The organism is uncultured Moraxella sp. (assembly GCF_945873075.1).
In the GTDB taxonomy this organism is placed as follows: Bacteria; Pseudomonadota; Gammaproteobacteria; order Pseudomonadales; family Moraxellaceae; genus Moraxella.
This window is the reverse complement of sequence record NZ_CAMCBS010000005.1, coordinates 1-23,635: the sequence shown is the minus strand read 5'-3', so window position 1 is coordinate 23,635 and position 23,635 is coordinate 1. Positions and strand designations below refer to the sequence as shown.

Genomic DNA, 23,635 nt, shown 5'->3' with positions numbered 1-23,635 from the left:
TGACTGTGGACGATAGATTGATTGATAATAACAACAAGGGTTTCTATGAAAATTGTAACTGATAAAACCCCCAAAGTGGATGTGGCATCCATTTTGACCAGTGAAGAGATTGTAGGCATTGATGAATACATTCATCACTACCCACAAGCTCGTGCTGCGGTGCTTGATGCCCTAAAATTGGTTCAAAAGCGAAACGGCTGGGTGGATGATGCCCAAGTCGCTGCCATTGCCAATATGCTAGACATTGCCACCACGGATGTGGAAGGTGTGGCGACATTTTTTAACCGCATTTATCGCAGTCCTGTGGGTCGCCATGTGATTTTGATTTGTGATTCGATTGCGTGTTATTTGACAGGTTATGAAGCTTTGGCAGACGCATTCAAGCGTGAGCTTGGCATTGAATTTGGTCAGACGACAGCGGATGGTCGCTTTACACTATTGCCAATTTGCTGTTTGGGTAACTGTGACAAAGGCCCAAGCGTGCTAATCGATGAAGATACTTATGGCCCTGTCCTGCCAAGCGAAGTATCGATGTTGCTGGAGCAATACGCATGAAAACCGTAGCAGAACAAATACAAGCTCGCCAAAATGGTCTTGCACCAAGTCAGCTGAACAATCAGCGTGTGCCGATTTATGGCGTGGGCTTGGCAGAAGGCGAAGAGCCAACTTCTTTGACACACCCATTGACTTGGCGACTGTTTCACCAAGATGCCGTGCTAAAGCTGGCTGATTATTTGGCACTAAAAGGCTTTGAAGGCTTAAAAATCGCTTTATCAAAAACCCCAAAAGAAGTCGGCGAGATGATTAAGACCGCCAATGTGCGTGGTCGTGGGGGCGCAGGCTTTAACGCAGGTCTAAAATGGACCTTTATGACACCGCCTGATGGGGGCGTGCGTTACTTGATTTGTAATGCTGACGAGATGGAGCCGGGCACATTCAAAGACCGCCTATTGATGGAGCGTCTGCCGTTTCAGCTGATTGAAGGGATGCTGATTACCGCTTATGCCATCGGCGCAAGCGTGGGCTATATCTTTATCCGTGGTGAATATATCCTAGCTGCCGAGCGTCTAGAAGCCGCCATCAAAGAGCTGCATGAAGCGGGTCTGATGGGTGATGGCATCTTGGGTACGGCGTTTAATTTTGATTTGCACGTACATACAGGTGCAGGTCGCTATATCTGTGGCGAAGAGACGGCGTTGATTAACTGCCTAGAAGGTCGCCGTGCCAACCCACGCACCAAACCGCCTTTCCCACAAGTCTCAGGCGCATGGGGTCGTCCGACCGTTGTCAATAATGTTGAGACGCTGAACAATATGTCAGCTATTATGCTCAATGGCGTTGAATGGTATCTAGATTTGCCAAAGAAAAAAGGCAAATCAGAAACCCCGGGCACCAAAATCATGGGCTGCTCAGGTCGTGTCAAGGATGCAGGTCTGTGGGAAGTGCCATTTGGTTATACCGCTCGTGAGCTGATTGAGCTGGCTGGTGGCATGCAAGATGGACTTAAGCTCAAAGCTTGGCTACCGGGCGGGGCGAGTACCGACTTTTTGACTGCAAGCGATGAGCATCTGGATTTGGTGATGGACTTTGACCCGATTATGAAAGCAGGCAGCCGTCTGGGTACTTGCTTGATGATGGTCGTGGATGAGACCCAAGATATGGTGAGCCTGTCCAAGAACTTACAACAATTTTTCCAACGAGAAAGCTGTGGCTGGTGTACGCCGTGCCGTGATGGTCTGCCTTGGGGTGTCAAGATGCTTGATGCGATTGATAATGGTCAAGGTAAGCCTGAAGACATTGAAAAGCTGTCTGAATTGACACGAGATTTGTGGATTGGTAAGACATTTTGTGCGCACGCACCGGGGGCGATGGAGCCGTTGATGAGTGCACTCAAGTATTTCCGCCATGAATTTGACAATAAAATCCAAAACAGCGACACCGCTTCAAGCGATGCCACTCAACAAGGGGGTGCGTGATGGCAGTCATTCATATTGATGGCAAGACAGTAGAAGTCGATAGCGCCGATAACTTATTGCAAGCCTGCTTGTCGCTTGGTATTGATATTCCGTATTTTTGTTATCATCCTGCGCTTGGCTCAGTGGGCTCATGCCGTCAGTGTGCGGTCAAGCAGTACAACAATGCCGAAGACTATGAAGCAGGTCGTGGCCGCCTAGTGATGAGCTGCATGGTCGCACCGACTAATGATATGTATATCTCAGTCGATGACGAAGAAGCAAAGGGTTTTCGTAAGCGTATCGTTGAGTATATCATGACCAATCATCCGCACGATTGCCCAACCTGCGAAGAAGGCGGTCATTGCCATCTACAAGACATGACTTATATGTCAGGGCATCGCCAAAGACGCTATCGCTTTACCAAGCGTACGCACCACAACCAAGACTTAGGCCCGTTCATCAATCATGAGATGAACCGCTGTATCGCTTGCTACCGCTGTGTGCGTTTTTATAAAGACTATGCCGGTGGCGAAGACATGGGCGTCTATGCGTCGAATAACCGTGTGTATTTCGGCCGTGAAGCAGATGGTCAGTTTGAGAGCGAATTTAGCGGCAACTTGACCGAAGTGTGCCCAACCGGTGTATTCACCGATGCGACGCATTCAGACCGCTACAACCGCAAATGGGATATGCAGTACGCACCGAGCGTCTGTCATGGCTGTTCAAGTGGCTGTAATATCTCAGCAGGCGAGCGTTATGGTGAAATCCGCCGTATCGAGAACCGCTACAACCATGATGTCAATGGCTATTTCCTATGCGACCGTGGTCGTTTCGGTTATGGTTATGTCAATCGTGCCGACCGTCCTGTACGCCCATACGCCAATGGCGCATCAGGCAAACAGCTGATGGATGCCAACCAAGCCCTTGATAGTGCTATTGAATTATTAAAAGGCAAAAAAACCATCGGTATCGGCACTGATGCGACCAGCCTAGAAAATAACTATGCGCTCAAAAAACTGGTCGGTGCGGACAATTACAGCACAGGTCAATCCATGGCAACCAAAGCTTTGGTAGAAAAGTCCGTTGAAATCCTGCGTAATGACAGCGTGTATAATGTCTCGCTTGCCCAAATCGAACAAGCTGATGCGGTGTTCGTGCTAGGCGAAGACATCACGCAGACTGCCGCTCGTGTGGCACTGTCAGTCCGCCAAGCCGCCAAAAACGAAGCCAAAAAAATGGCAACCGCACTACGCACCGATCATTGGCTGGCTGAACCTGTCAAGCGTATCGGTCAGTCGGCTTATAGTCCGATTTATGTGGTGGATGTGGTCGATACCAAGCTTGATGACATTGCCAAAGTGTCAGCGGTGGCGAGTATAGAAGAGATTGCCCGTCTTGGCTATTTGGTCGGTGAAGTGATCGAAAGCTTTGATGCGCACCTTGAGAACCTAAGCAAACCTGCGCTCAATGCCGATGCCGATATGCTGGATTTGGCATATCAAATCGCTGTCGATTTGGTTACTGCCAATCAACCGCTTGTGGTATCAGGTACATCATTGGCATCAGCTCAAGTTATCGAAGCGGCAGGCTATATCGCTCAAGCGCTTAGCAATAAACGCCGTGCGATTAAGTCTGTCAATGATGCAGAACTTGCCGCCTATCAAGCACTCGAAGATGCTGCACAAACTGTGCCTGAGCACGATCCACAGCTTGTCGCCAAGCCTGAACATGACGGCACAGGGACGGATAAAGATGTACAAGCTCAGCTTGTGCGTACACCAAAGCCAAAAGCACTTGATGCTAAGTTTGTGACGATGGCGGGTATCTATCTGTGCCTACCATCAGCGAACAGCGCAGGTCTAAGCTTACTCGGTGGTCAGTCGATCGAAGAAGTCTTGGCAAAAGACTTTGATGCGGTGGTAGTGCTCGAAAACGATCTAAGTCAGCTAAATAGCATCAATGTGCTTGATAAGATTGATGGCAAAACTGTGATTGTCATCGATCATCAGTACTATGCATGGCATGACAAGGCGAATTTGGTACTATCGGCATCAAGCTTTGCAGAAAGTGATGGTACGCTCGTGTCCGCAGAAGGCCGTGCACAGCGTTTCTTCCAAGCTTATGACAAAAAATACTACGACCCAACAAGCGACATCAAAGATGCATGGCGTTGGCTCTATGCGTTGGCACATGATGCAGGACAAGTAGCATCAGCAGCACACCTAGATGAAGTGATTGCGGATATTGCCGCTGATTATCCGCAGCTTGCAGGTATCAAAGATGCCGCCCCTGAAGCGGACTATCGTATCACGGGCCTAAAAATCGCTCGTGAACCACGCCGTTATTCAGGTCGTACAGCGATGCGTGCACCGCTATCAATCCATGAGCCAATGCAACCAAAAGATGTAGATACCGCACTGACTTTCTCAATGGAAGGTTATGTGGGTAACCAAACTAATCCTGCCAGCATCCCATTTGCATGGGCGGCAGGTTGGAACTCGCCACAAGCTTGGAACAAATACCAAGACAAAGTTGGCGGTAAGCTCAAAGGCGGTGATGTCGGCGTGCGTCTATTTGACAGCTTGCCACGCCTAGAGGTGGTCTATGCGTCAAATCGTATGATGGTACAAGACCCAGCCAGCACTAGCGTGTTCAATGGCGTGGTACGCTTAATCCCTGTGCATACGCTATTTGGCTCAAGCCCAATGGCATCAAGAAGCCCTGTGGTCGCAAGCCAAAACCAAGACATCGGTTGGTACATGACCCAAGAAGATGCCGATCATTGGCAAGTGCGTGAAGGGGATTTGTTATCCATCCAAAGCGTGCAAGGTGAGATTGTCCTACCGGTGAAACTGGTCGAATTTATCCCTGATGGTTGTATCGGCTATGCAGCAGGTCAAGTGCCGCTGTCACCAAAAGTCCCAACCACCATTAAGCGTGCCGATACGGTCGATCCGATTTATCGTCCCGCTTATGCGGTGAGCTTGGATCACTTGCCTAGCCATCACCGTAATCCGCTGTTTAAGGTGAGTGATACACCGATCAAAGTCGCACCATCTGTGGAGGCTGTGTAATGAGTACGCGTATTATTCCAGAAATGCCGACATTTTTGGCAAATATGATGAGCTTTGATGCTTGGTCGGTGCTGTTTTTGGTGGTACAAGCATTGGTGATTTTCTTGGGGCTTGTGATTGTTGCTGCCTTGATGATTGTCTATGAACGCCGTATGCTTGCGCTGTGGCAAGACCGCTATGGTCCAAACCGTGTGGGCTGGCAAGGCTCGTTACAACTTGTGGCAGATATGCTAAAAATCTTCTTTAAAGAAGACTGGACGCCAGAATTTGCTGACAAAAAAATCTTCACACTAGCACCGGCGATTGCGATGTTCACCGCTTTGGCAAGCTTTGCCATTATTCCGCTAAGTCCAACTTTGGGTGCGGCTGATTGGAACATCGGTCTGTTGTTCTTCTTTGCGATGGCAGGTCTTGCGGTATATGCCGTGATGTTTGGTGGCTGGGCATCAGCGAACAAATTCTCGCTACTAGGTGGTCTGCGTTCATCAGCCCAAACCATCAGCTATGAAGTATTCTTGGGTCTATCCCTAATGGGTGTGGTGGCGATGGCAGGCTCATTCAACCTGCGTGACATTGTCGAAGCCCAAACAACCGTATGGAATGTCGTGCCACAGTTCTTTGGCTTTTTGACCTTTGTGGTGGCAGGCGTGGCTGTGACGCACCGTCATCCATTTGACCAACCAGAAGCCGAACAAGAATTAGCCGAAGGTTATCATGTGGAATATTCAGGCATGAAATTTGGTATGTTCTTTATCGGTGAATATGTCAATGTGGTGCTGATTTCAGCGCTGATGACTTGCTTGTTCTTTGGCGGTTGGTTGCCACCGTTTGGCATTGATATTCCATTTATTCCACCTGTGGTATGGTTTATGCTAAAGACTTTGTTCTTTATGACCTTGTTTGTTCTAGCTCGTGGCTCGCTCATGCGTCCACGCTATGATCAGGTGATGAACTTTGGTTGGAAAGTCTGCCTGCCGGTGACCTTGATTAACTTATTGGTGACTGCCGCAGTCATTCTACTGGCACAATAAGGATGATGAAATTATGCTAACAACTCTAAAAAATACAGCAGTTGGTATCGCAAGTATCGTCCGCTCAATGTGGATGGTCAATAGCCATGCCTTGCGTCCCCGTGACACCATTTTGTACCCAGAGCAACCTGTGCCAGTGCCGCCACGCTTTCGTGGTCGCATTGTCCTGACCCGTGACCCTGATGGCGATGAACGCTGTGTGGCGTGTAACCTATGTGCGGTGGCGTGTCCTGTTGGCTGTATCAGCCTACAAAAAGCCGAACGAGAAGATGGTCGTTGGTATCCAGAATTTTTCCGTATCAACTTCTCTCGCTGTGTGTTCTGTGGGATGTGCGAAGAAGCGTGTCCAACCACCGCCATTCAGCTGACGCCAGATTTTGAAATTGGTGAATACAACCGCCAAAACCTAGTCTATGAAAAAGAGCATCTGCTCATCTCAGGGCCGGGTAAATATCCTGATTATAACTACTATCGTGTGACTGGCATGGCGACCGAAAATCAACCAAAAGGCTCGCACCAAAACGAAGCTGCACCGATTGATGTGCGGAGTTTATTACCATGATGACGATTTTATCCGACATTTTAAGCAATGCCAATTTGGTCGGCTTTTATGCCTTGGCAGCTGTGGCAGTTTTTGCTAGTTTTCGAGTGGTGACGCACGCCAATCCTGTGCACGCCATCTTATCGATGATTGTGTCATTATTGGCAGTGGCAGGTATTTTCTTTATTCTAGGTGCGCCATTTGCCGGCGTGCTTGAAGTGATTGTGTATGCTGGTGCGATTTTGGTGCTGTTTGTCTTTGTGATTATGATGCTAAATCTTGGCACGGATGTCAGCGAAGAAAAATCATGGCTGACATCGAGTGCTTGGGCGACGCCTGTTTGCTTGATGCTGATTATCGCCACCGTGCTTGTGGGTCTGATTTTATCATCATCTGATGCCAATCAAATGCTAAATGCCCAAACCATCGATGCCAAAGCCGTCGGCACAAGCTTATTTACCCAATATGTGCTACTCGTTGAAGTGGCGGCATTTTTGCTATTGGGCGCACTGGTTGCAGCTTATCATCTTGGCAAAAAAGCACTCGATGATGAGAACTTTAGTCATTACCAAGATACCGAAGATGGGGCAAATGCACCAAACCATCAGCCTGATGGTCCTGTCTTTACCGATCATAACAAACGCCAAGGGGGTCTGTGATGGCGACAAATTTGCAGACAGCTGTCAGCGATGTGGCAGTACAAGCAGGGCAACAAGTGGCGAATTTGGGTATTCCATCATCGCACGCACTGATTTTGGCAGCGATTTTATTTGCCATTGGCTTGGTGGGTGTGATGGCACGCCGTAATGTGCTATTTATGCTGATGAGCCTTGAGATTATGATGAACTCGACCGCTTTGGCTTTTGTGGTTGCAGGTAATATGTGGGGCAGCCCAGATGGTCAAATCATGTTCATTTTTGTGCTGACATTGGCAGCAGCAGAAGCGGCGATTGGTTTGGCAATTTTGCTTCAGTTCTACCATCGATTCCGCAATCTTGATGTAAATCAAGCCAGTCGATTAAAGGGGTAAGACATGAGTATGCTAGCGTGGACTTTTATTTGCCCACTGATTGGTTTTTTGATCTTAGCAAGCTTGCGTGATCGCCTATCTGAAACAATGGCTACCATTGTGGGCGTGGGTAGTATGGCATTGTCGGCAATCTTTGCCTTGATGACATCGCTCGATTATTTCCAAAATTATAACGGACAAGCGGTGAATGTACCGCTATGGACTTGGCTAAAAGTGGGGGATTTTGCACCTGCTTTTGGGTTGTATTTTGATGGTCTGACTTTGACCATGACCGCCATCATTACGGGCGTGGGCTTTTTGATTCACCTATTTGCTTCATGGTATATGAAGGGTGAAGATGGCTTTGCTCGCTTTTTTAGCTACCTGAACCTATTCGTCGCCAGTATGCTACTACTGGTACAAGGCGATAACCTATTGCTACTATATCTAGGTTGGGAAGGGGTTGGTATCTGCTCGTACCTGTTGATTGGTTTTTATTATACTGAGCGTGCCAATGGTCGTGCTGCAATCAAGGCATTTACTGTCACTCGTGTGGGTGATGTGTTCTTGGCGATTGGTCTGTTCTTATTGTTCCGTGAATTTGGTACATTGACCATCACAGAGATTATCGCCAAAGCACCTGAAGTATTCAGCGTCAATAACCCAACGATGATTTTGACTACAATGATGCTCGTGGGTGGTGCTTGGGGTAAATCAGCGCAGATTCCACTACATACATGGCTGGCTGATGCGATGGCAGGCCCGACACCGGTATCGGCACTGATTCACGCAGCGACGATGGTTACCGCAGGTGTGTATCTGATTGCTCGTATGCATCCGCTATTTGTCCTGACCCCTGAAGTGCTACTGTACTGGGTAGGCGGCGTCGGTGCAATCTCAATGCTCGTTGCAGGTTTTTGTGCCTTGGCGCAGACAGACATCAAGCGTATCTTGGCGTACTCAACCATGAGTCAGCTTGGCTATATGTTCATCGCTCTGGGTGTGGGTGCATGGCAAGTGGCGATTTTCCACTTGATGACGCACGCATTCTTTAAGGCGCTCTTATTCTTGGCATCGGGTGCGGTGATTTTGTCAGTGCATCACGAACAAAACATCTTTAAGATGGGTGGTCTGTATAAGAAAATTCCACTGGTGTTCGCTTGCTTTGTCGTCGGTGGCGGTGCGCTCGTTGCACTACCTTGGGTGACTGTCGGTTTCTACTCAAAAGAAGCGATTCTTTGGGAAGCTTATGCAGGCGGTTATCAAACCCTGTTTTGGGCGGGCGTTGCTGGTGCATTCTTGACATCGGTTTATACTTTCCGCTTGATTTGGATTACCTTCTTTGGCGAAGAAAAAACTCATGCGCATAAGCTATCAGGCATCTCATACTGGCTACCTTTGACCGTGCTACTGGTACTATCAACGGGTGTGGGTGCACTGCTTGTACCGCCTTTGACAGGCGTACTACCACTAGGCCCGGGCGCGCTACTTGAGCAAGCAGGTAATGCTGATGCCAAGCACACAGCCGAATACATCGCTGTTGGCTTTATGGCGGCAGGCTTACTACTGGCGGTGATTTTGTATGTGTTTAACAAAGGTCGTCTGCTTGAGTGCTTTAAAAAGACTGCCATCGGTGGTGCATTGTATCACTGGTGCTATCATGGGCTTGGCTTTGATGCGTTGTATGACATTATCTTTGTTAAGCCATTTTTGGCAATCACCAAAGCGCTACGCAATGACCCAGTTGATAAGCTGATTAATATTTTCCCTGCGCTTGCGTCAGTGGGTAATAAATTGACCACAAAAACCCAAACTGGACTACTGCGCACCCATGCGATTAGCTTTGGCTTTGGTTTGGTCATTCTTCTAATCTTGGCAATGATGATGGTGGTGTAAGATGGCATTAGAACAAAATTGGATACTGCCAGCATTGATTGCAATTCCGTTTATTGCAGGCTTGCTTTGCTGGCTGATTGAGAAAGTGGATGATCGCTTGCCACGGTGGATTGCACTGATTGGTATGGTGATTACCTTTGGTTTGACTTTGGTGCTATGGCAACAAGGTGGTATGAATACCTTGCTTGCCACCGAAGGGGCGGTGGATAAGAACAACCTACCTTGGGCAGCGCAGTTTATCCTACCGTGGATTCCAACCTTTGGCATCAAATTCCACTTGGCGATGGATGGACTATCGCTACTGATGATTGCTTTGACAGCATTTTTGGGCATCATGGCAGTCGGCTGTTCGTGGGGTGAGATTCAGCGCCGAGTTGGTTTTTTCCACCTAAATCTACTGTGGAGCTTGGGTGGTGTTATCGGTGTCTTTTTGGCAATTGACTTATTCTTATTCTTCTTCTTTTGGGAATTGATGCTGTTGCCAATTTATTTCTTGATTGCGTTGTGGGGTCATAATGCCACAGGCGGTCGCACCAAAGAATACGCCGCTACCAAATTCTTCATCTACACCCAAGCATCAGGCTTGATTATGCTGATTGGTATTTTGCTACTGGTCATCATTCACTTTAGCCAAACAGGGGTGCTCAGCTTTGATTATCATGACTTATTGGGTCTAAATCTTGGCGGTTGGGAATACATCATCATGCTGTGCTTCTTTATCGGTTTTGCAGTAAAGTTGCCAATTTTTCCACTGCATGGCTGGCTACCTGAAGCACACGCCCAAGCACCGACCGCAGGTTCTGTGGACTTGGCAGGTATCTTGATTAAGACAGCGGCATTTGGCTTATTGCGTTTTGTATTGCCATTGTTCCCTGCTGCATCGGCTGAATTTGCTCCGATTGCGATTGTGCTTGGTATGATTGGCGTATTTTATGGGGCGTTCTTGGCATTTGCCCAAACCGATGTCAAGCGACTGCTTGCTTATACCAGTATCTCGCACATGGGCTTTGTGGTGCTTGCAATTTATGCCGGTACTTTGGTGTCGCTACAGGGCTTGATGGTGCAGATGATTGCACATGGTCTATCAAGTGCGGCACTGTTCATCATGGCAGGTCAGTTGTATGAGCGTCTGCACACCCGTGATTTGACCTTGATGGGTGGTATGTGGGGTCAGTTCCGCTACTTTGCACCGCTATTGATGTTCTTTAGTGCGGCACTGCTTGGTATTCCGGGTACGGGTAACTTTATCGGTGAGATTTTGATTTTGCTTGGCGCATTTGAGCTGCATCCGATTGCAACGGTGCTTGCAACCGTGAGCCTTGTACTGGCAGGTCTGTACTCGCTGATTATGATTTATCAAGCTCTCTTTGGCAAAAATACCACTGTAGAATTAGTTAAACAAAACGGCGGTAAGCTCAAAGATCTTGGTAAGCGTGAATTGCTACTACTAGTGACTTTGGGTGCTGGTTTGGTATGGCTTGGTCTATATCCACAGCCTGTACTGGATAAATCACAAAGCTCAATGCAGTGGATTTCACAAGCTTATACCTATGATGTCAAAGCAGGTAGCCCTGAACACGGTGTACGCTTGATTGATGGTCATATGGGTGATTTTATGCATGAGCACGCCGATCATCTGCATGGCGTAGGTCATGATGCCAAGCCTGAACACGGGCATCATGGTCATCACGGTCACAACCACACACACGGAGAGTAATTATGGATCATATGATTTTCGCATCTGTTTCGTCATTACTGCCGATGGTTGTGGTGGCGGTGACTGCTTTGGTGGTGATGTTCGCCATCGCCATGAAGCGTTCGCACTTTTGGACGGCGACCATCAGCGTCGTCGGTCTAAACATTGCTTTACTTGCTTTATTGGCGCAGGCGATGGGCTTGATACTATCAGGCGGTACACTTGGTGGTCTGTTTATGTTTGACGGCTTTGCCAAGTTTAATATGGGCGTGATTTTGATTGCGTCATTGGCGTGCTGTACGCTGTCTTATGGCTATTTTGAGACGCTCAAAGACAATAAAGATGAACTGTATTTGTTGATGCTAATTTCAACATTAGGTGCAATGCTGATGACAGGTGCTGAGCACTTGGCAGCATTCTTCATGAGCCTTGAGCTGTTGTCTGTGCCGATGTATGGGATGCTCGCTTATACTTTCTTGCGGTCGCGTTCGCTCGAAGCGGGTCTCAAATACCTAGTGCTATCAGCAGCTGCATCAGCGACACTATTGATGGGTATGGCGCTCATCTTTGCGGATGCAGGTACATTGGTATTCAAAGAACTGGCAAAACTGCTACTTGCCCAAGAAGTCTCTAGCTTGTTCGTCGTCGGTGCGGTGATGATGCTTGCGTCGATTGCCTTTAAGCTATCAGCAGCGCCGTTTCATGCGTGGGTGTCAGATGTCTATGAAGGCGCACCTGCGCCGGTGGCGGCATTTTTGGCAAGCGTCAGCAAGGTTGCGATGATGGCATTGGCACTGCGTTTCTTTGCCGGTAGCCTTGCACAGACAGTACCTGCATTTGATACAGCATTGGTTGTGGTCGTGGCATTGTCGATTTTGATTGGTAACTTGCTTGCCATCCGCCAAGACAATCTCAAGCGTATGTTGGCGTATTCATCGATTGCCCATATTGGCTATGCGCTGATTGCACTGTTGGCAGTACAAGGTGGTGGCGCAGGCTTGGTAAGTATGTACATGGGTATCTATGCGCTGACATCGATTGGTGCTTTTGGCGTGATTGCACTGATGTCTAGCCCATACCGTGAGCGTGGACATACATCAATCAGTGGCGAAGCTGATGAGATGCGATTCTATCAAGGTCTGTTCTGGCGTCGTCCTGTCCTGACTGCGGTGCTGACGGTGATGCTATTGTCATTGGCAGGTATTCCATTGACAGCAGGCTTTATCACCAAGTTCACCATCTTCTTTGCAGCAGTACAAGGGATGCGTTTTTGGGCGGCAGGTATGATTATCCTTGGCAGTGCCATCGGTTTGTATTACTATCTGCGAGTACTCGTTAATCTATACCAAAAACCAAAAACCAACCTTGAGTTTGATGCGCACCAACATTGGGGCGTCAAAGCAGGTGGCGTGATGGTGATGATTGTCACTGCAATTGTGCTTATCTTTGGTGTCCTACCAGAAGGTATGATGCAATTGGCAGGACTTGCGATGATTCGCTAATCGTTTGCCATTGACTTAAAACAAGCACCATCATTGGTGCTTGTTTTGTTTTGATGGCTTTGGTATATTGTATTTTTTAAATGATGAATGATGACTTATGAGCGACGACAAAGCCACCGCACTCACCGTGCTTTCAAAGACCGTCTGGTCGGATACTTTATTTAGCTTTACCACCACTCGCCCTGATGGCTTTCGCTTTGAAGCGGGGCAGTTTGTACGATTGGGTGTCAATCCCAGCGAACTTCATGCCAATCAAGGCAACGATGTACCCGATGAGCGGATTTTTCGGGCGTATTCGGTGGCATCATCACCATATGATGAAGTGCTTGAATTTTTTTCGGTGGTTGTGCCTGATGGGGCGTTTACCTCACAGCTACAGCATCTACAAGTCGGTGATACGCTGTGGCTTAATCCCATGCCGTTTGGCTTTTTGACCTTATCACGCTATCAAGAACCTGCACCAAAGACGCTGTGGCTACTGTCCACAGGCACAGGGCTTGCACCATTTTTATCGATGCTGCAAGATTTATATACTTGGGAAAATTATCAAAATATCATCTTGGTATATAGTGCTCGCACGAGTGCGGAACTTGCCTTTCAAGACAAAATCCATGAACTTGCCAAAACATTCTCCGAGATGAGCGAGCAGGCGGTGAATTTTCGCTACATCCCGATTGTGACTCGTGAAGCGGTTGAAGGTTGCCTACAAGCTCGTATCCCGACATTGATTGAGCGTGGTGAGCTTGAGCAGGCGGCGGGATTGGCTTTTGATGCTGATAGCCATGTGATGCTCTGTGGCAATCCGCAGATGGTCGATGACACCAAAGAAGCGCTGAAGGCAAAGGGGCTGACCATGAACCGTCGTGGCGTGGGCAATATCGCTGTTGAGAATTATTGGTAACGATTTATAAACTGTTGGGAAATTATGAAAAATATCAATCAAGCAACCACGGCGCTCATCGTGGTCGATGTCCAAAATGGCTTTATCACAGGCAATCTGGCGGTTCAGGGGGCGCAGCGTGTCGTGCCTATCATTAACGAGCTTGCCAAGCAGTTTGAGCATGTGGTGCTGACCCAAGATTATCATCCTGCCAATCATATCTCATTTGCATCCAATCATGCGGACAAACAGCCATTTGACACCATCGTGCTAAACTATGGCGAGCAGGTGCTGTGGCCTGACCACTGTGTACAAGGCACGGACGATGCCAATTTTCATCCCGACTTAGACATTCCGCACGCACAGCTGATTATCCGCAAGGGCCATCATTGGCGGGTGGATAGTTATTCTGGCTTTATGGAAGCGGATGGCACGATGACGGGGCTGGATGGCTATCTCAAACAGCGTGGCATTGATACCGTCTATGTGGTGGGGATTGCCACAGATTTTTGTGTGGCGTGGACGGCGATGGATGCTGCCAATCTGGGCTATCACTGCACCGTGCTGATGGATGCGACCGCTGCCATCGACCAAGATGGCTCACTACAAGCTGCCATCGATGATATGCAGGCGATGGATGTGGTGCTGGATTTTGGGAAATTTAGCTAAATCAAGTAGAATGATTTACTTAATCTAAAAGCCAATGAGATGATGCGGTATTAATATCTCATTGGCTTATTTTTAATCATGTGATAAATATCCATCCTAATGGTCATTTATGACGATTGCTTTTTGGTACTTATCATAAACACCCCAATCGCACCCATCAAAATCAGTGCACCGACATAACCAATCATACCAATGCCAAGCCCTGCAATCACAAGACTGCCCACCATCGCGCCACCACCAATACCAACATTAAAAATCCCCGAGAATATCGACATGGCGACATCGGTGGCTTTTGGGGCGAGTTTTAGCACACGGATTTGTAGCGAGAGTGCCAACGCAGTCAGCGACACACCCCAAACAAATACCAAAACCGTCCAGACGGTTTGAAATCTACTCATCGGTGTAAGCGCCATCAAGCCAATAAGCATACCGCCAAAAGCCAGTCCAATAAAGCGATTGCCAGGTTTTTCATAATACCGCCCAAATAAGATACTCGCCACGATACCTGCCACCCCAAAAATCAGCAGTACCATCGTCGCAAAATCCGCACCAAAATCCGTCGCCGTCAGCACAAATGGCTCAATATAGCTATACGCCCCAAAATGCGCCGTAATCGCAAGCACAATCATCAGATACACGCCAAGCAGTGGCTTGTTGTGTAAAATATCAGGTAGGCTAGATAAATTCCCCGAGTTCTGTGCAGGCAAGCGTGGCAACAGATAGGTGAGTAGTAGCATGATGATAAGCCCAATCAAGCCAATCACCCCAAAGCTTGTCCGCCAATCAAGCAATTGCCCAAGCACTCGCCCTAAGGGTAAGCCAAGCACCGTCGCTAATGCACCGCCTGTGGAGAGTAGCCCTAGTGCTTGTGTTTGCTTGCCATCGGGTGCTAGGCGTACGACTAGGCTTGCCGTGATTGACCAAAACACCGCATGGGTCAGCGCCACCATCGCACGGCTGATGAGTAGCATGGTAAAGCTTGTTGCCAGATAAGATACGCCGTGACTGATGACAAAGAGTGCAAAGAGCGCCAGTAGTAACTTTTTACGCTCAATGGTGGCAGTCAGTAGCATCATCGGCAGTGACAGCAGGGCGACAATCCATGCATACACCGTCATCATGATACCTGTTTGGCTTGCTGTCATGCCAAAGCTTGCACCGATGTCGGTCAGCAGCGCAATGGGGATAAACTCTGTGGTATTAAACACAAACGCCGATAGCGCAAGGATAATGACAGGGACAAAGCTTTGCTGGGCGTGGGTCATGGTGATTTATCGTTATTTTATAAAAAAAGCCATTCAGCGGAATGGCTTGGGTGAATGCTTGTCATGATGCCAAATCAATCACGAACCAAAACTTGCAAACAAATCATAGTCGCTCGCTTCATCAATCGTCACCGTCAGCATATCACCTGCTTTGACAGTGGCGTCGATATTGTCCACATAGACATGACCGTCAATCTCAGGTGCATCGGCATAGCTACGGCAGATGGCGATATTTTCTTCGGTATCAATCTCATCGACGAGCACGACTAGGCGTTTGCCGACTTTTTCGGCAAGCTTATCACTGCTGATTTGTTGTTGAAGTGCCATCAGTCGCTCATAGCGTTCTTGCTTGATATGATCAGGTACAGGATTTGGCAAATCGTTCGCCACCGCACCTTCGACTTCTGAATAAGTAAAACAGCCGACACGGTCAAGGCGCGCCTGTTTTAGCCAGTCAAGCAGGTATTCAAAGTCGGCTTCGGTTTCGCCCGGAAAGCCCACCACAAAAGTCGAGCGGATGACAATATCCGGGCAAATCGCACGCCACGCACGGATACGCTCAAGGGTGTCTTCGCTCATCGCAGGGCGTTTCATGGCTTTTAGCACGGTTGGGCTTGCGTGCTGAAATGGGATGTCAAGATAGGGGAGTAGTCCGCCTGTACCGCCTGACTTTGCCATACTGTCCGCCATGATTTGCACCACTTGATCCACGTGTGGATAAGGATAGACATAGTGTAGGCGTACCCAGATGCCAAGCTTCGCCATCTGCTCACACAGATCAAAAAACTTCGTCTTAATCGGCTGACCATCCCAAAAGACCGTCTTGTATTTGGTGTCTACGCCATACGCAGAAGTGTCTTGGGAGATGATGAGTAGCTCTTTGACACCGCTATTTTTGAGTGCGACCGCTTCTTTCATCACGCCATCGATGGTACGACTGACCAAATCCCCACGCAGTGATGGGATGATGCAGAATGTACAGCGATGATTACAGCCTTCAGAGATTTTTAGATAGGCATAATGCTTAGGTGTTAGCTTGATGCCTGCATCATTGATGAGATCGATTTTTGGGTCATAAGTCTTTGATTTAACAGGCTTCGGCACATGATGGGTGACGGCTGATACCACTTCATCATAAGCGTGCGCCCCAGTCACGGCAAGCACAGATGGGTGCATGGTGCGGATTTTTTCGGCATCTTTGCCTAGACAGCCTGTGACGATGACTTTACCGTTTTGGTTGATGGCTTCGCCAATGGCATCGAGCGATTCTTGGACAGCAGATTCAATAAAACCGCAAGTATTGACGACCACCAAATCCGCACCGTCATAATCTTTGGCGACTTGATAACCTTCACGGCTAAGCTCAGTGATGATGCGTTCGCTATCGACGAGTGCTTTTGGACAGCCTAGCGATACAAAGCCGATTTTTGGCGCGCCATTTGCTGTGGATGTCGCAACCATACCACTTTGGTCGATACTGCGGTTTTGGTTGTGATTGGCTTTGTGGTGATAAGGTTCAGAACTTTGCGTGGTGGTTGGATTTTTTGGGTCAAATACGGTTGGCGTGCTTGTCATGGCTGGCTCTTGGCTGACTGATTTTGAATAAAATTTTCAATGAAAAATTGGGTGTATTTTAGCATAAATTGGTGGCAACTTATACATCTGAAATTATATGCAGAAAACATGGTTTTGGAATTATTTGTATTGGTGATATCGATCACTTTCGGATTGGTTCCAATATACATCCTTTTCGTTTTGATGAATAATGTCATCATAATAGCGAGTGATAACACTTGATGGATAATAAGTTAATTTCATAAATATATTAGGATGTTCGTTTGGTTCAGATTTTGGAATTTTCCAAACAAATAGACTGATAATACAAAGCAAAAAACCGCATGTCTCAATTGCGCCGATAAAAGTTCCACTGAAACGAGTTAAGAAACCATAAAACAATATTAATATATTTAGACTGAGGACAATGAATGATACCCAAAACCCAATCATGGGCATTATGATTGCCTTATATGCCTGTCTTCCATGTTCATCTATGATATGCTGATCGGCTGTCATATTGCGCTTGCCATTCAAGTGTTGGTAGTAGGGCAAAACTTTATTTGAGATTAATGTATTGTATTGTTGCTTATGAATAATATCGTAATTTTTATCAAACGGATATTGAGCTTTTTTATCTCCAGCCTCATTCAAATAATATCTGCGGACATCTGGGTGGTTGACAAATTGCTTAAAATTCAAGCCTGGTTTGATAGTTGTTGAAAATCTAAATTTGTTATCCATCTGAGTACGCCATTCTCGATGAGCACGGTCGAGTCTCCAACTTACGAGATAGCGTGTGGATTTTTGAAATTTCTGACTAGCGCTTTGATACTCTTTAAACGCATCTTTGAGCATCTGTTTGCCACTTTTCCCTTGCTTGCTGTGATATTGCAAATATTCTTCAGAATTTAACAGGCAATAGTAAAATGCATGAATATGATCAATATGCAATTTCTCATTTTTACGAAAATCAGACTGCTTTGATAATTGGATAAACGGTTGAAATGCCCGTTGAATACCTGGAGTGGCATAGTAATTCGACTTATCACATGATACTGCACCTTTTTTATAAGCAGAGGCATTTTGGCTAAAGTTTTGGTATGAAAAATCATCATTGCCAATATCCACAAAAGGAAAAAAGGTTTTTTGTAACAATGATGGTTTGATTTCTGAATGGACATTGATAGCATTGTCACCAGTGTAGTGTGGCACAAATGTGGAATGTACCGCCGTAATTAGCATTGCTGTATTTTTGTTTTCAGGAGTTGCTTGATTTATGATATAGTTGATAACTTGGTTTTGTACAAAAAAACTGATTGGAATGCAAACACAAAGTAATTTCAAAAAAGGAGTCTTTGCATTAATTGTGGACTGAGCAATATGCCTTGCTTGTAAATTTTTTATGCGAAAAGCAATGTACATTCGTGTTAATAACAGTGCTAGACCTATGCCAGCAATGATTTTACCTTGATGTTCTAATATTTCTAAATGTACAGGAGTGCTTAAAAACGACATTTGCTGGTATATACTAAAATTAAGATAAATTTCAGCAATAAAATAAAGTATAGATAGTGTAAATAGTCCTCGAACTTGCACATTGATTCCTTATTGATGGCATTGCACTAATTGCGTAACTAAGTCTCTGCTGGCATGTTAATATCTATTCAATAAGATGTATGTTCATCGTATTGAGGATTGGGATATGGTTGTATTTAGGATAATTTATACTTATTTGCGATATCCATCCTGATGACAATTATGCAAATAGTTCGCAAAGTTTAGTATCCTGGCAATATATAAGTTTAGCATAGAATGACGAGAAGTTTAATAGAGTTATAATATAAAATTTTATCTTGTTGTATGAGCTAAAAGTAAATCAAAGCATTTTCGTTATATAAAATTGTCAATATTGTTAAAATAAGTTTAATGTTAAAGCGAGGAGGTGTTAGTTTGTTTTTTTTGACAATGGTTGTCTAAGAAGTGAGAAGGCTTTAAATATAAACCAGATGATGAATCAGAGCAGGGGTGCGACCACTTCTGACCTATGCACGACCAATCCTATACTTTCTCGTACTGGCGTGGGAGCATCTGATAAAACATATTTAAAGATGGAACTGGCAAGGATGATGGCAAAACCAGTCCTATGCATATCAGTCCTATTCCGTGCGTACTGATATGGGAGCCTCAAACAAAACTTAATGTATCACAAAGTAATTCAGAGCACAACCCAGCAACGGTAGGTTACTAAAGCATGAGCCAATTCGCTTATAGAGCGACTAAAACAGGTATTTCGGCAGGCGTGTTATCTGCACCAGCCCCAAATTTTCAATTAAAAATTGGGTGTATTTTAGCATAAATTTGAAACAACTTTACCAACTAAAACTCAATTAATAAGTAAGATAGCAAAATTGAAAATTATTTTAAAGATATCAACAGCCTTGAGAGAAAAACAAGGTGACTTGATTGTATTTATCTTTTCTAAATTCTGCTTGATGGCCACCATCGCACCAGTCATCATGTCTGTGCTTAAGTTTAATCTTTTTTAAACTTCTATATTGAGCGTTTGACATTTTATCAAAATAGATTGTCGTATGCATTTCCTCACCTTCAGCACCATAATCAACGATTTTGGTGATGGGCAGTCCATAAAGGGTGGCGTTCTGAAGGTATATAGTGTCTTTCATATTGCCTATATGTGTATCATAAACGGATTCATATTCTATTAAAATGATGTCACTGTGATAAGGTTCAGGAATATGCAAAAGTTGGCTTGTATCAAATTTCTTAATTAAAACCAAGTCATTTGAATCGGGGTTTGGTCGTCCCGCAGTAGTCCAGCCATGCAAATCATCCCAACCAACATTAGGGTTGTAAGTAACAGATCTTAAAATATCTGAATCTTCCGCATGGGTTTCCCATGTTTTAAAAACAGGCGTCCAATCTGCTGCAAAGCTAACATTTGCAAATAAACATAGTGTGATGCCAAATAAAGCTAATACCAAATGAACAATAAATTGATAAATCTATTATATGATAATTGATGCAAAAAATCCTATCGGCTTTATGTGCATCCCAACTGAATGATTATTGCGACAAATTAAGAAGGTAGTTTGAGCATTTAAAGTCTTAAAACAAAAAACTGTCAAAAAGAAAAAATCCCCAAGCCAGGGGAGACTTGGGGAGAAAGTGAAAAGCTTATAAAAGCTACACTAAAAGTGGCGCAGCGGACGGGGCTCGAACCCGCGACCCCCGGCGTGACAGGCCGGTATTCTAACCAACTGAACTACCGCTGCATAGTGGTGGGTGGTAACGGGATCGAACCGCTGACCCTCTGCTTGTAAGGCAGATGCTCTACCAACTGAGCTAACCACCCTAAAATGTCTTTTCCATCATTTGGAAAACTGATACTGTGTCAAGGTATCACATTTTAAGTTTTGAACCGTACACGCTAGATTATGTTGCTGTGTTCGTTCGTTGTGGTGCGTATTATATAGAAATTTACACAGGTGTCAAACATTTTTTGGCAAAAATTTGATAATTTTGTGATAAAGTTTATAACTTATTGAAAATTAACAACTTATTATCAAACGCAACACGGAATTTATCAAGATTATCACGCAAACGCAATCACATAAAGACAATCACGCAGATTATGCCAAAGCTGTCTTGATATCAGCAGTCAGGCTCTCAGGCTTGGTCATTGGGGTGTAGCGATCGATGACTTTGCCATCACGAGCGATGAGAAATTTGGTGAAATTCCACTTGATGCCATCGGTCAGCAGGCCGCCTTGTTGCTCTTTTAGCCAAGTATAAATCGGGTGGGCGTGCTCGCCATTGACATCGATTTTTTGCATCATCAAAAATTCTACGCCATAATTTCTTTGACAAAATTCACCGATGGCAGAGCCGTCATTGGGTTCTTGTTTGCCAAATTGATTGCACGGAAAGCCAATCACCACAAGCCCTTCGGTATGATAGCGTTCGTGCAAGGCTTGTAAGCCTGCAAACTGCGGGGTAAAGCCACATTCGCTTGCGGTATTGACAATGAGTAGCACTTTGCCACGAAACTGAGTAAAATCCACAGTATTACCCATCAAGTCTTGGGCGGTAAAATCATAAATCGTCGTCATATCAGTATCCAGTGTGGGGTATGGGTGTTATTTAAGGGCTTTAAGAATTTTTATCCGTATCAAGTACGATAGCCGCCGAATTGATACAATATCTTAGCCCTGTATCGGTGACATAATTATCATCAAACACATGACCCAGATGCCCACCGCAGTGATGGCAAGTGACTTCGATACGGCGCATCCCATGCGACAGATCCAGCGTCTCATCGACAGCGTTGTCAGCGATGACTTGATCAAAGCTTGGCCAGCCGCAGCCCGAATGAAACTTGGCAGTACTGGCAAACAATGGTGCATGACAGCCCTTGCAATGATAAGTGCCTGCCGTCTCGGTATCGGTATAGATACCCGTAAATGCGCGTTCTGTGCCTTTTTGGCGTAGGACATAGTAGGATAACTCATCAAGTCGCTCTCGCCAGTCGGCATCTGTCATGGTGCGTAAGGTGTCTTGGTCGATGATTTTCATGGGTGTCCTTGAATATATACTGTAAAATGGTGTGAAATGATGGGTTGCTATGGGATGATTGTAACACAAGATGGATGGATAAGCCCAATAATTAGCCAAAATAAGCACAAAATCGGTGCGTATCCAAGATTTTTGCAAGTAAATCTTGCAAAATTGCCATGCTTATCCGATGAATCTTGCAAAGTGTGCGAATTTTGTAAAGCATAACTTGCAAAATGTGTATGATGGGCGTAAAATAGTGCCATTCATTCACAAGCGATCGTTGCCATGAGCCAAATTTTGCAAGACAATGACATCCTAACCACAGCCCAAGCACAAGGCATCCGCCTAAAACAGCGTCGCAAGGCACTTGGCTTATCCGCCGAGAGTCTAGCAGCTAAGCTTGGCGAGCTCGGTGCGCCAGTCAGCCGTGGGGCGATTGCCAATTGGGAATGTGGCAAAAATGGCATCGCCAGTGCCAAATTACCCATTCTTGCCCAAGTGCTGGGCGTCAGCGAAAGCTATCTGTTGCGTGGTGATGATGCCATCGCATCGGCGACTACAGCGACGACTGCACCGACTTTATCTGTATCTACAGGAACGACGACCATGTCTCATGACACCCAAAAACCCCTAAAAAAATCCAACAAACTTGCCAATGTCTGCTATGACATCCGTGGTGAGCTACTACAGACCGCTGTGCGTATGGAAGCTGAAGGTCAGCGTATCATCAAGCTGAACATCGGCAACCCTGCGCCATTTGGGCTACTTGCACCGGATGAGATTATCCGTGATGTGGCGATGAATCTGAATGAAGCGTCGGGCTATTCGGATTCTCAAGGGATTTTTGCGGCTCGTAAGGCGATTTTGCAATATTATCAAGCCAAAGGCTTATTGACAGCGACCGATGTGGCGGATGTCTATATCGGCAATGGCGTGAGCGAGCTGATCGTGATGACCATGCAGGCGCTACTCGATGATGGCGATGAAGTGCTGATTCCGATGCCTGATTATCCGTTGTGGACGGCAGCGGCAAATCTGGCCGGTGGTAAGGCGGTACATTATCGCTGTAACGAAGATGACAACTGGCAGCCTGATTTGGCAGATATCGAAAGCAAAATCACGCCACGCACCAAAGGCATCGTCATCATCAACCCAAACAACCCAACTGGCGCTGTGTACTCTGATGAGATGCTACAAAAACTTGCAGCGCTGGCTGCCAAATATGGGCTAGTCATCATGGCAGATGAGATTTATGATCGTATCTTGTACGATGGTGTTACCCATACGCCGATGTGTACCATCACCGATGAGTGCTTGGTGCTTACCTTTAATGGCTTATCCAAATCACATCGTATCGCAGGCTATCGCTCAGGCTGGCTGATGCTCTCGGGCAAAAAAGACCACGCCACCGACTTTATCGAAGGCTTGACCATGCTCGCTAGTATGCGTCTGTGTGCCAATGTGCCTGCGCAGTACGCCATTCAGACGGCGATGGGTGGCTACCAGTCCATGCAGGCGCTGACCGCACCGACAGGCAGACTGTGCAAACAGCGTGATCTGGCGGTACAGCGACTTAACGCCATCAAGGGCATCAGCTGTACCTTACCACAAGGGGCGTTTTATTGCTTTGCCAAGATTGATCGTGACATCTATCCGATTGATAATGATATGAAATTTATGATGGATTTATTGATCGAAGAAAAGGTGCTGATGGTACAAGGTACGGGCTTTAACTGGGATCAGCCAGATCATTTCCGTGTGGTATTTTTGCCAAATCTGATTGATCTTGAAGATGCGATGGATCGCTTGGATCGATTCTTTGCCAAAAAACGCCGTGAGTTTGGGACGGAGTGATATCAAGATAAGTTTCAAATCAGCTGACAAACCGCTCATTATGGGCGGTTCTTGTCTTTTTGGTATGCCAAATCAGAATATCCCCAAACCATCTACCGATATTCCATTTTTGAATTTTAAATTTTGACAGC

At 46.2% G+C, this 23,635-nt stretch carries 19 protein-coding genes and 2 tRNA genes; 13 read left to right on the top strand and 8 right to left on the bottom strand.

The window, feature by feature from the left end:
- The first annotated feature begins 45 nt into the window (after positions 1–45).
- From nuoE to Q0N89_RS02705, 12 genes are all read left to right on the top strand, one after another.
- Complete coding sequence (gene nuoE / locus Q0N89_RS02760; protein WP_294033277.1) at positions 46–555, top strand: NADH-quinone oxidoreductase subunit NuoE; 510 nt, start codon at positions 46–48, stop codon at positions 553–555.
- Positions 552–1,976 (top strand): NADH-ubiquinone oxidoreductase-F iron-sulfur binding region domain-containing protein, encoded by a 1,425-nt coding sequence (locus tag Q0N89_RS02755; RefSeq protein WP_294033276.1) that lies wholly within the window; start codon positions 552–554, stop codon positions 1,974–1,976. The genes nuoE and Q0N89_RS02755 overlap by 4 nt, the downstream gene beginning before the upstream one ends.
- Positions 1,976–5,029 (top strand): NADH-quinone oxidoreductase subunit NuoG, encoded by a 3,054-nt coding sequence (gene nuoG, locus Q0N89_RS02750; RefSeq protein ID WP_294033275.1) that lies wholly within the window; start codon positions 1,976–1,978, stop codon positions 5,027–5,029. Before Q0N89_RS02755 ends, nuoG begins: the two co-directional genes overlap by 1 nt.
- Positions 5,029–6,060: an NADH-quinone oxidoreductase subunit NuoH gene (nuoH, locus tag Q0N89_RS02745; protein ID WP_078317629.1), complete on the top strand. Its 1,032-nt coding sequence runs from the start codon at positions 5,029–5,031 to the stop codon at positions 6,058–6,060. The genes nuoG and nuoH overlap by 1 nt, the downstream gene beginning before the upstream one ends.
- 13 nt (positions 6,061–6,073) lie before the next feature.
- Positions 6,074–6,622: an NADH-quinone oxidoreductase subunit NuoI gene (nuoI, locus tag Q0N89_RS02740; protein ID WP_078253506.1), complete on the top strand. Its 549-nt coding sequence runs from the start codon at positions 6,074–6,076 to the stop codon at positions 6,620–6,622.
- The gene (nuoJ, locus tag Q0N89_RS02735; RefSeq protein ID WP_294033274.1) at positions 6,619–7,260 is read left to right on the top strand and encodes an NADH-quinone oxidoreductase subunit J; all 642 of its coding nucleotides are present in this window, start codon (positions 6,619–6,621) and stop codon (positions 7,258–7,260) included. Before nuoI ends, nuoJ begins: the two co-directional genes overlap by 4 nt.
- Positions 7,261–7,325: 65 nt before the next feature.
- Complete coding sequence (gene nuoK, locus Q0N89_RS02730) at positions 7,326–7,631, top strand: NADH-quinone oxidoreductase subunit NuoK (protein ID WP_078253555.1); 306 nt, start codon at positions 7,326–7,328, stop codon at positions 7,629–7,631.
- Positions 7,632–7,634: 3 nt separating this feature from the next.
- Complete coding sequence (gene nuoL / locus Q0N89_RS02725; RefSeq protein ID WP_294033273.1) at positions 7,635–9,506, top strand: NADH-quinone oxidoreductase subunit L; 1,872 nt, start codon at positions 7,635–7,637, stop codon at positions 9,504–9,506.
- Between the two features lies 1 nt (position 9,507).
- A complete protein-coding gene (nuoM, locus tag Q0N89_RS02720) occupies positions 9,508–11,223 on the top strand; it encodes an NADH-quinone oxidoreductase subunit M (protein ID WP_294033272.1) in 1,716 nt (571 codons plus the stop codon).
- Positions 11,224–11,225: 2 nt separating this feature from the next.
- Complete coding sequence (locus Q0N89_RS02715; protein ID WP_294033271.1) at positions 11,226–12,704, top strand: NADH-quinone oxidoreductase subunit N; 1,479 nt, start codon at positions 11,226–11,228, stop codon at positions 12,702–12,704.
- 97 nt (positions 12,705–12,801) lie between these two features.
- Positions 12,802–13,605: a ferredoxin--NADP reductase gene (locus tag Q0N89_RS02710; protein ID WP_294033270.1), complete on the top strand. Its 804-nt coding sequence runs from the start codon at positions 12,802–12,804 to the stop codon at positions 13,603–13,605.
- A gap of 24 nt (positions 13,606–13,629) precedes the next feature.
- Positions 13,630–14,253, top strand: coding sequence for a nicotinamidase (locus tag Q0N89_RS02705; RefSeq protein WP_294033269.1), 624 nt, complete (start codon positions 13,630–13,632; stop codon positions 14,251–14,253).
- Positions 14,254–14,360: 107 nt separating this feature from the next.
- Here Q0N89_RS02705 and Q0N89_RS02700 read toward each other — a convergent pair whose 3' ends face one another.
- From Q0N89_RS02700 to msrB, 8 genes are all read right to left on the bottom strand, one after another.
- On the bottom strand, positions 14,361–15,518 hold the full coding sequence (locus Q0N89_RS02700; protein WP_294033268.1) for a sugar transporter: 1,158 nt from the start codon (positions 15,516–15,518) through the stop codon (positions 14,361–14,363).
- 78 nt (positions 15,519–15,596) lie between these two features.
- Positions 15,597–16,979, bottom strand: a complete 1,383-nt coding sequence (gene rimO / locus Q0N89_RS02695; RefSeq protein ID WP_367178549.1) for a 30S ribosomal protein S12 methylthiotransferase RimO — start codon at positions 16,977–16,979, stop codon at positions 15,597–15,599.
- A gap of 234 nt (positions 16,980–17,213) precedes the next feature.
- Entirely contained in the window at positions 17,214–18,671 is a 1,458-nt protein-coding gene (locus tag Q0N89_RS02690) for a hypothetical protein (protein ID WP_294033266.1), read from the bottom strand.
- A gap of 833 nt (positions 18,672–19,504) precedes the next feature.
- A complete protein-coding gene (locus tag Q0N89_RS02685) occupies positions 19,505–20,077 on the bottom strand; it encodes a hypothetical protein (RefSeq protein WP_294033265.1) in 573 nt (190 codons plus the stop codon).
- Between the two features lie 214 nt (positions 20,078–20,291).
- Positions 20,292–20,368 (bottom strand) — tRNA-Asp (locus tag Q0N89_RS02680).
- Positions 20,369–20,372: 4 nt separating this feature from the next.
- A tRNA-Val gene (locus Q0N89_RS02675) sits at positions 20,373–20,448 on the bottom strand.
- Positions 20,449–20,725: 277 nt separating this feature from the next.
- Complete coding sequence (locus Q0N89_RS02670) at positions 20,726–21,205, bottom strand: glutathione peroxidase (RefSeq protein WP_294033264.1); 480 nt, start codon at positions 21,203–21,205, stop codon at positions 20,726–20,728.
- Between the two features lie 40 nt (positions 21,206–21,245).
- A complete protein-coding gene (gene msrB / locus Q0N89_RS02665) occupies positions 21,246–21,668 on the bottom strand; it encodes a peptide-methionine (R)-S-oxide reductase MsrB (RefSeq protein WP_294033263.1) in 423 nt (140 codons plus the stop codon).
- 267 nt (positions 21,669–21,935) lie between these two features.
- On the opposite strand from msrB, the gene Q0N89_RS02660 reads away from it, so the two are divergent.
- A complete protein-coding gene (locus tag Q0N89_RS02660; RefSeq protein ID WP_294033262.1) occupies positions 21,936–23,504 on the top strand; it encodes an aminotransferase class I/II-fold pyridoxal phosphate-dependent enzyme in 1,569 nt (522 codons plus the stop codon).
- Positions 23,505–23,635 lie beyond the last annotated feature (131 nt).

Coding starts and splice junctions, on each gene's coding strand:
- nuoE (WP_294033277.1), top strand. CDS start 46: ATGAAAATTGTAACTGATAAAACCCCCAAAGTGGATGTGGCATCCATT.
- Q0N89_RS02755 (WP_294033276.1), top strand. CDS start 552: ATGAAAACCGTAGCAGAACAAATACAAGCTCGCCAAAATGGTCTTGCA.
- nuoG (WP_294033275.1), top strand. CDS start 1,976: ATGGCAGTCATTCATATTGATGGCAAGACAGTAGAAGTCGATAGCGCC.
- nuoH (WP_078317629.1), top strand. CDS start 5,029: ATGAGTACGCGTATTATTCCAGAAATGCCGACATTTTTGGCAAATATG.
- nuoI (WP_078253506.1), top strand. CDS start 6,074: ATGCTAACAACTCTAAAAAATACAGCAGTTGGTATCGCAAGTATCGTC.
- nuoJ (WP_294033274.1), top strand. CDS start 6,619: ATGATGACGATTTTATCCGACATTTTAAGCAATGCCAATTTGGTCGGC.
- nuoL (WP_294033273.1), top strand. CDS start 7,635: ATGAGTATGCTAGCGTGGACTTTTATTTGCCCACTGATTGGTTTTTTG.
- nuoM (WP_294033272.1), top strand. CDS start 9,508: ATGGCATTAGAACAAAATTGGATACTGCCAGCATTGATTGCAATTCCG.
- Q0N89_RS02715 (WP_294033271.1), top strand. CDS start 11,226: ATGGATCATATGATTTTCGCATCTGTTTCGTCATTACTGCCGATGGTT.
- Q0N89_RS02710 (WP_294033270.1), top strand. CDS start 12,802: ATGAGCGACGACAAAGCCACCGCACTCACCGTGCTTTCAAAGACCGTC.
- Q0N89_RS02705 (WP_294033269.1), top strand. CDS start 13,630: ATGAAAAATATCAATCAAGCAACCACGGCGCTCATCGTGGTCGATGTC.
- Q0N89_RS02700 (WP_294033268.1), bottom strand. CDS start 15,518: ATGACCCACGCCCAGCAAAGCTTTGTCCCTGTCATTATCCTTGCGCTA.
- rimO (WP_367178549.1), bottom strand. CDS start 16,979: ATGGTTGCGACATCCACAGCAAATGGCGCGCCAAAAATCGGCTTTGTA.
- Q0N89_RS02670 (WP_294033264.1), bottom strand. CDS start 21,205: ATGACGACGATTTATGATTTTACCGCCCAAGACTTGATGGGTAATACT.
- msrB (WP_294033263.1), bottom strand. CDS start 21,668: ATGAAAATCATCGACCAAGACACCTTACGCACCATGACAGATGCCGAC.
- Q0N89_RS02660 (WP_294033262.1), top strand. CDS start 21,936: ATGAGCCAAATTTTGCAAGACAATGACATCCTAACCACAGCCCAAGCA.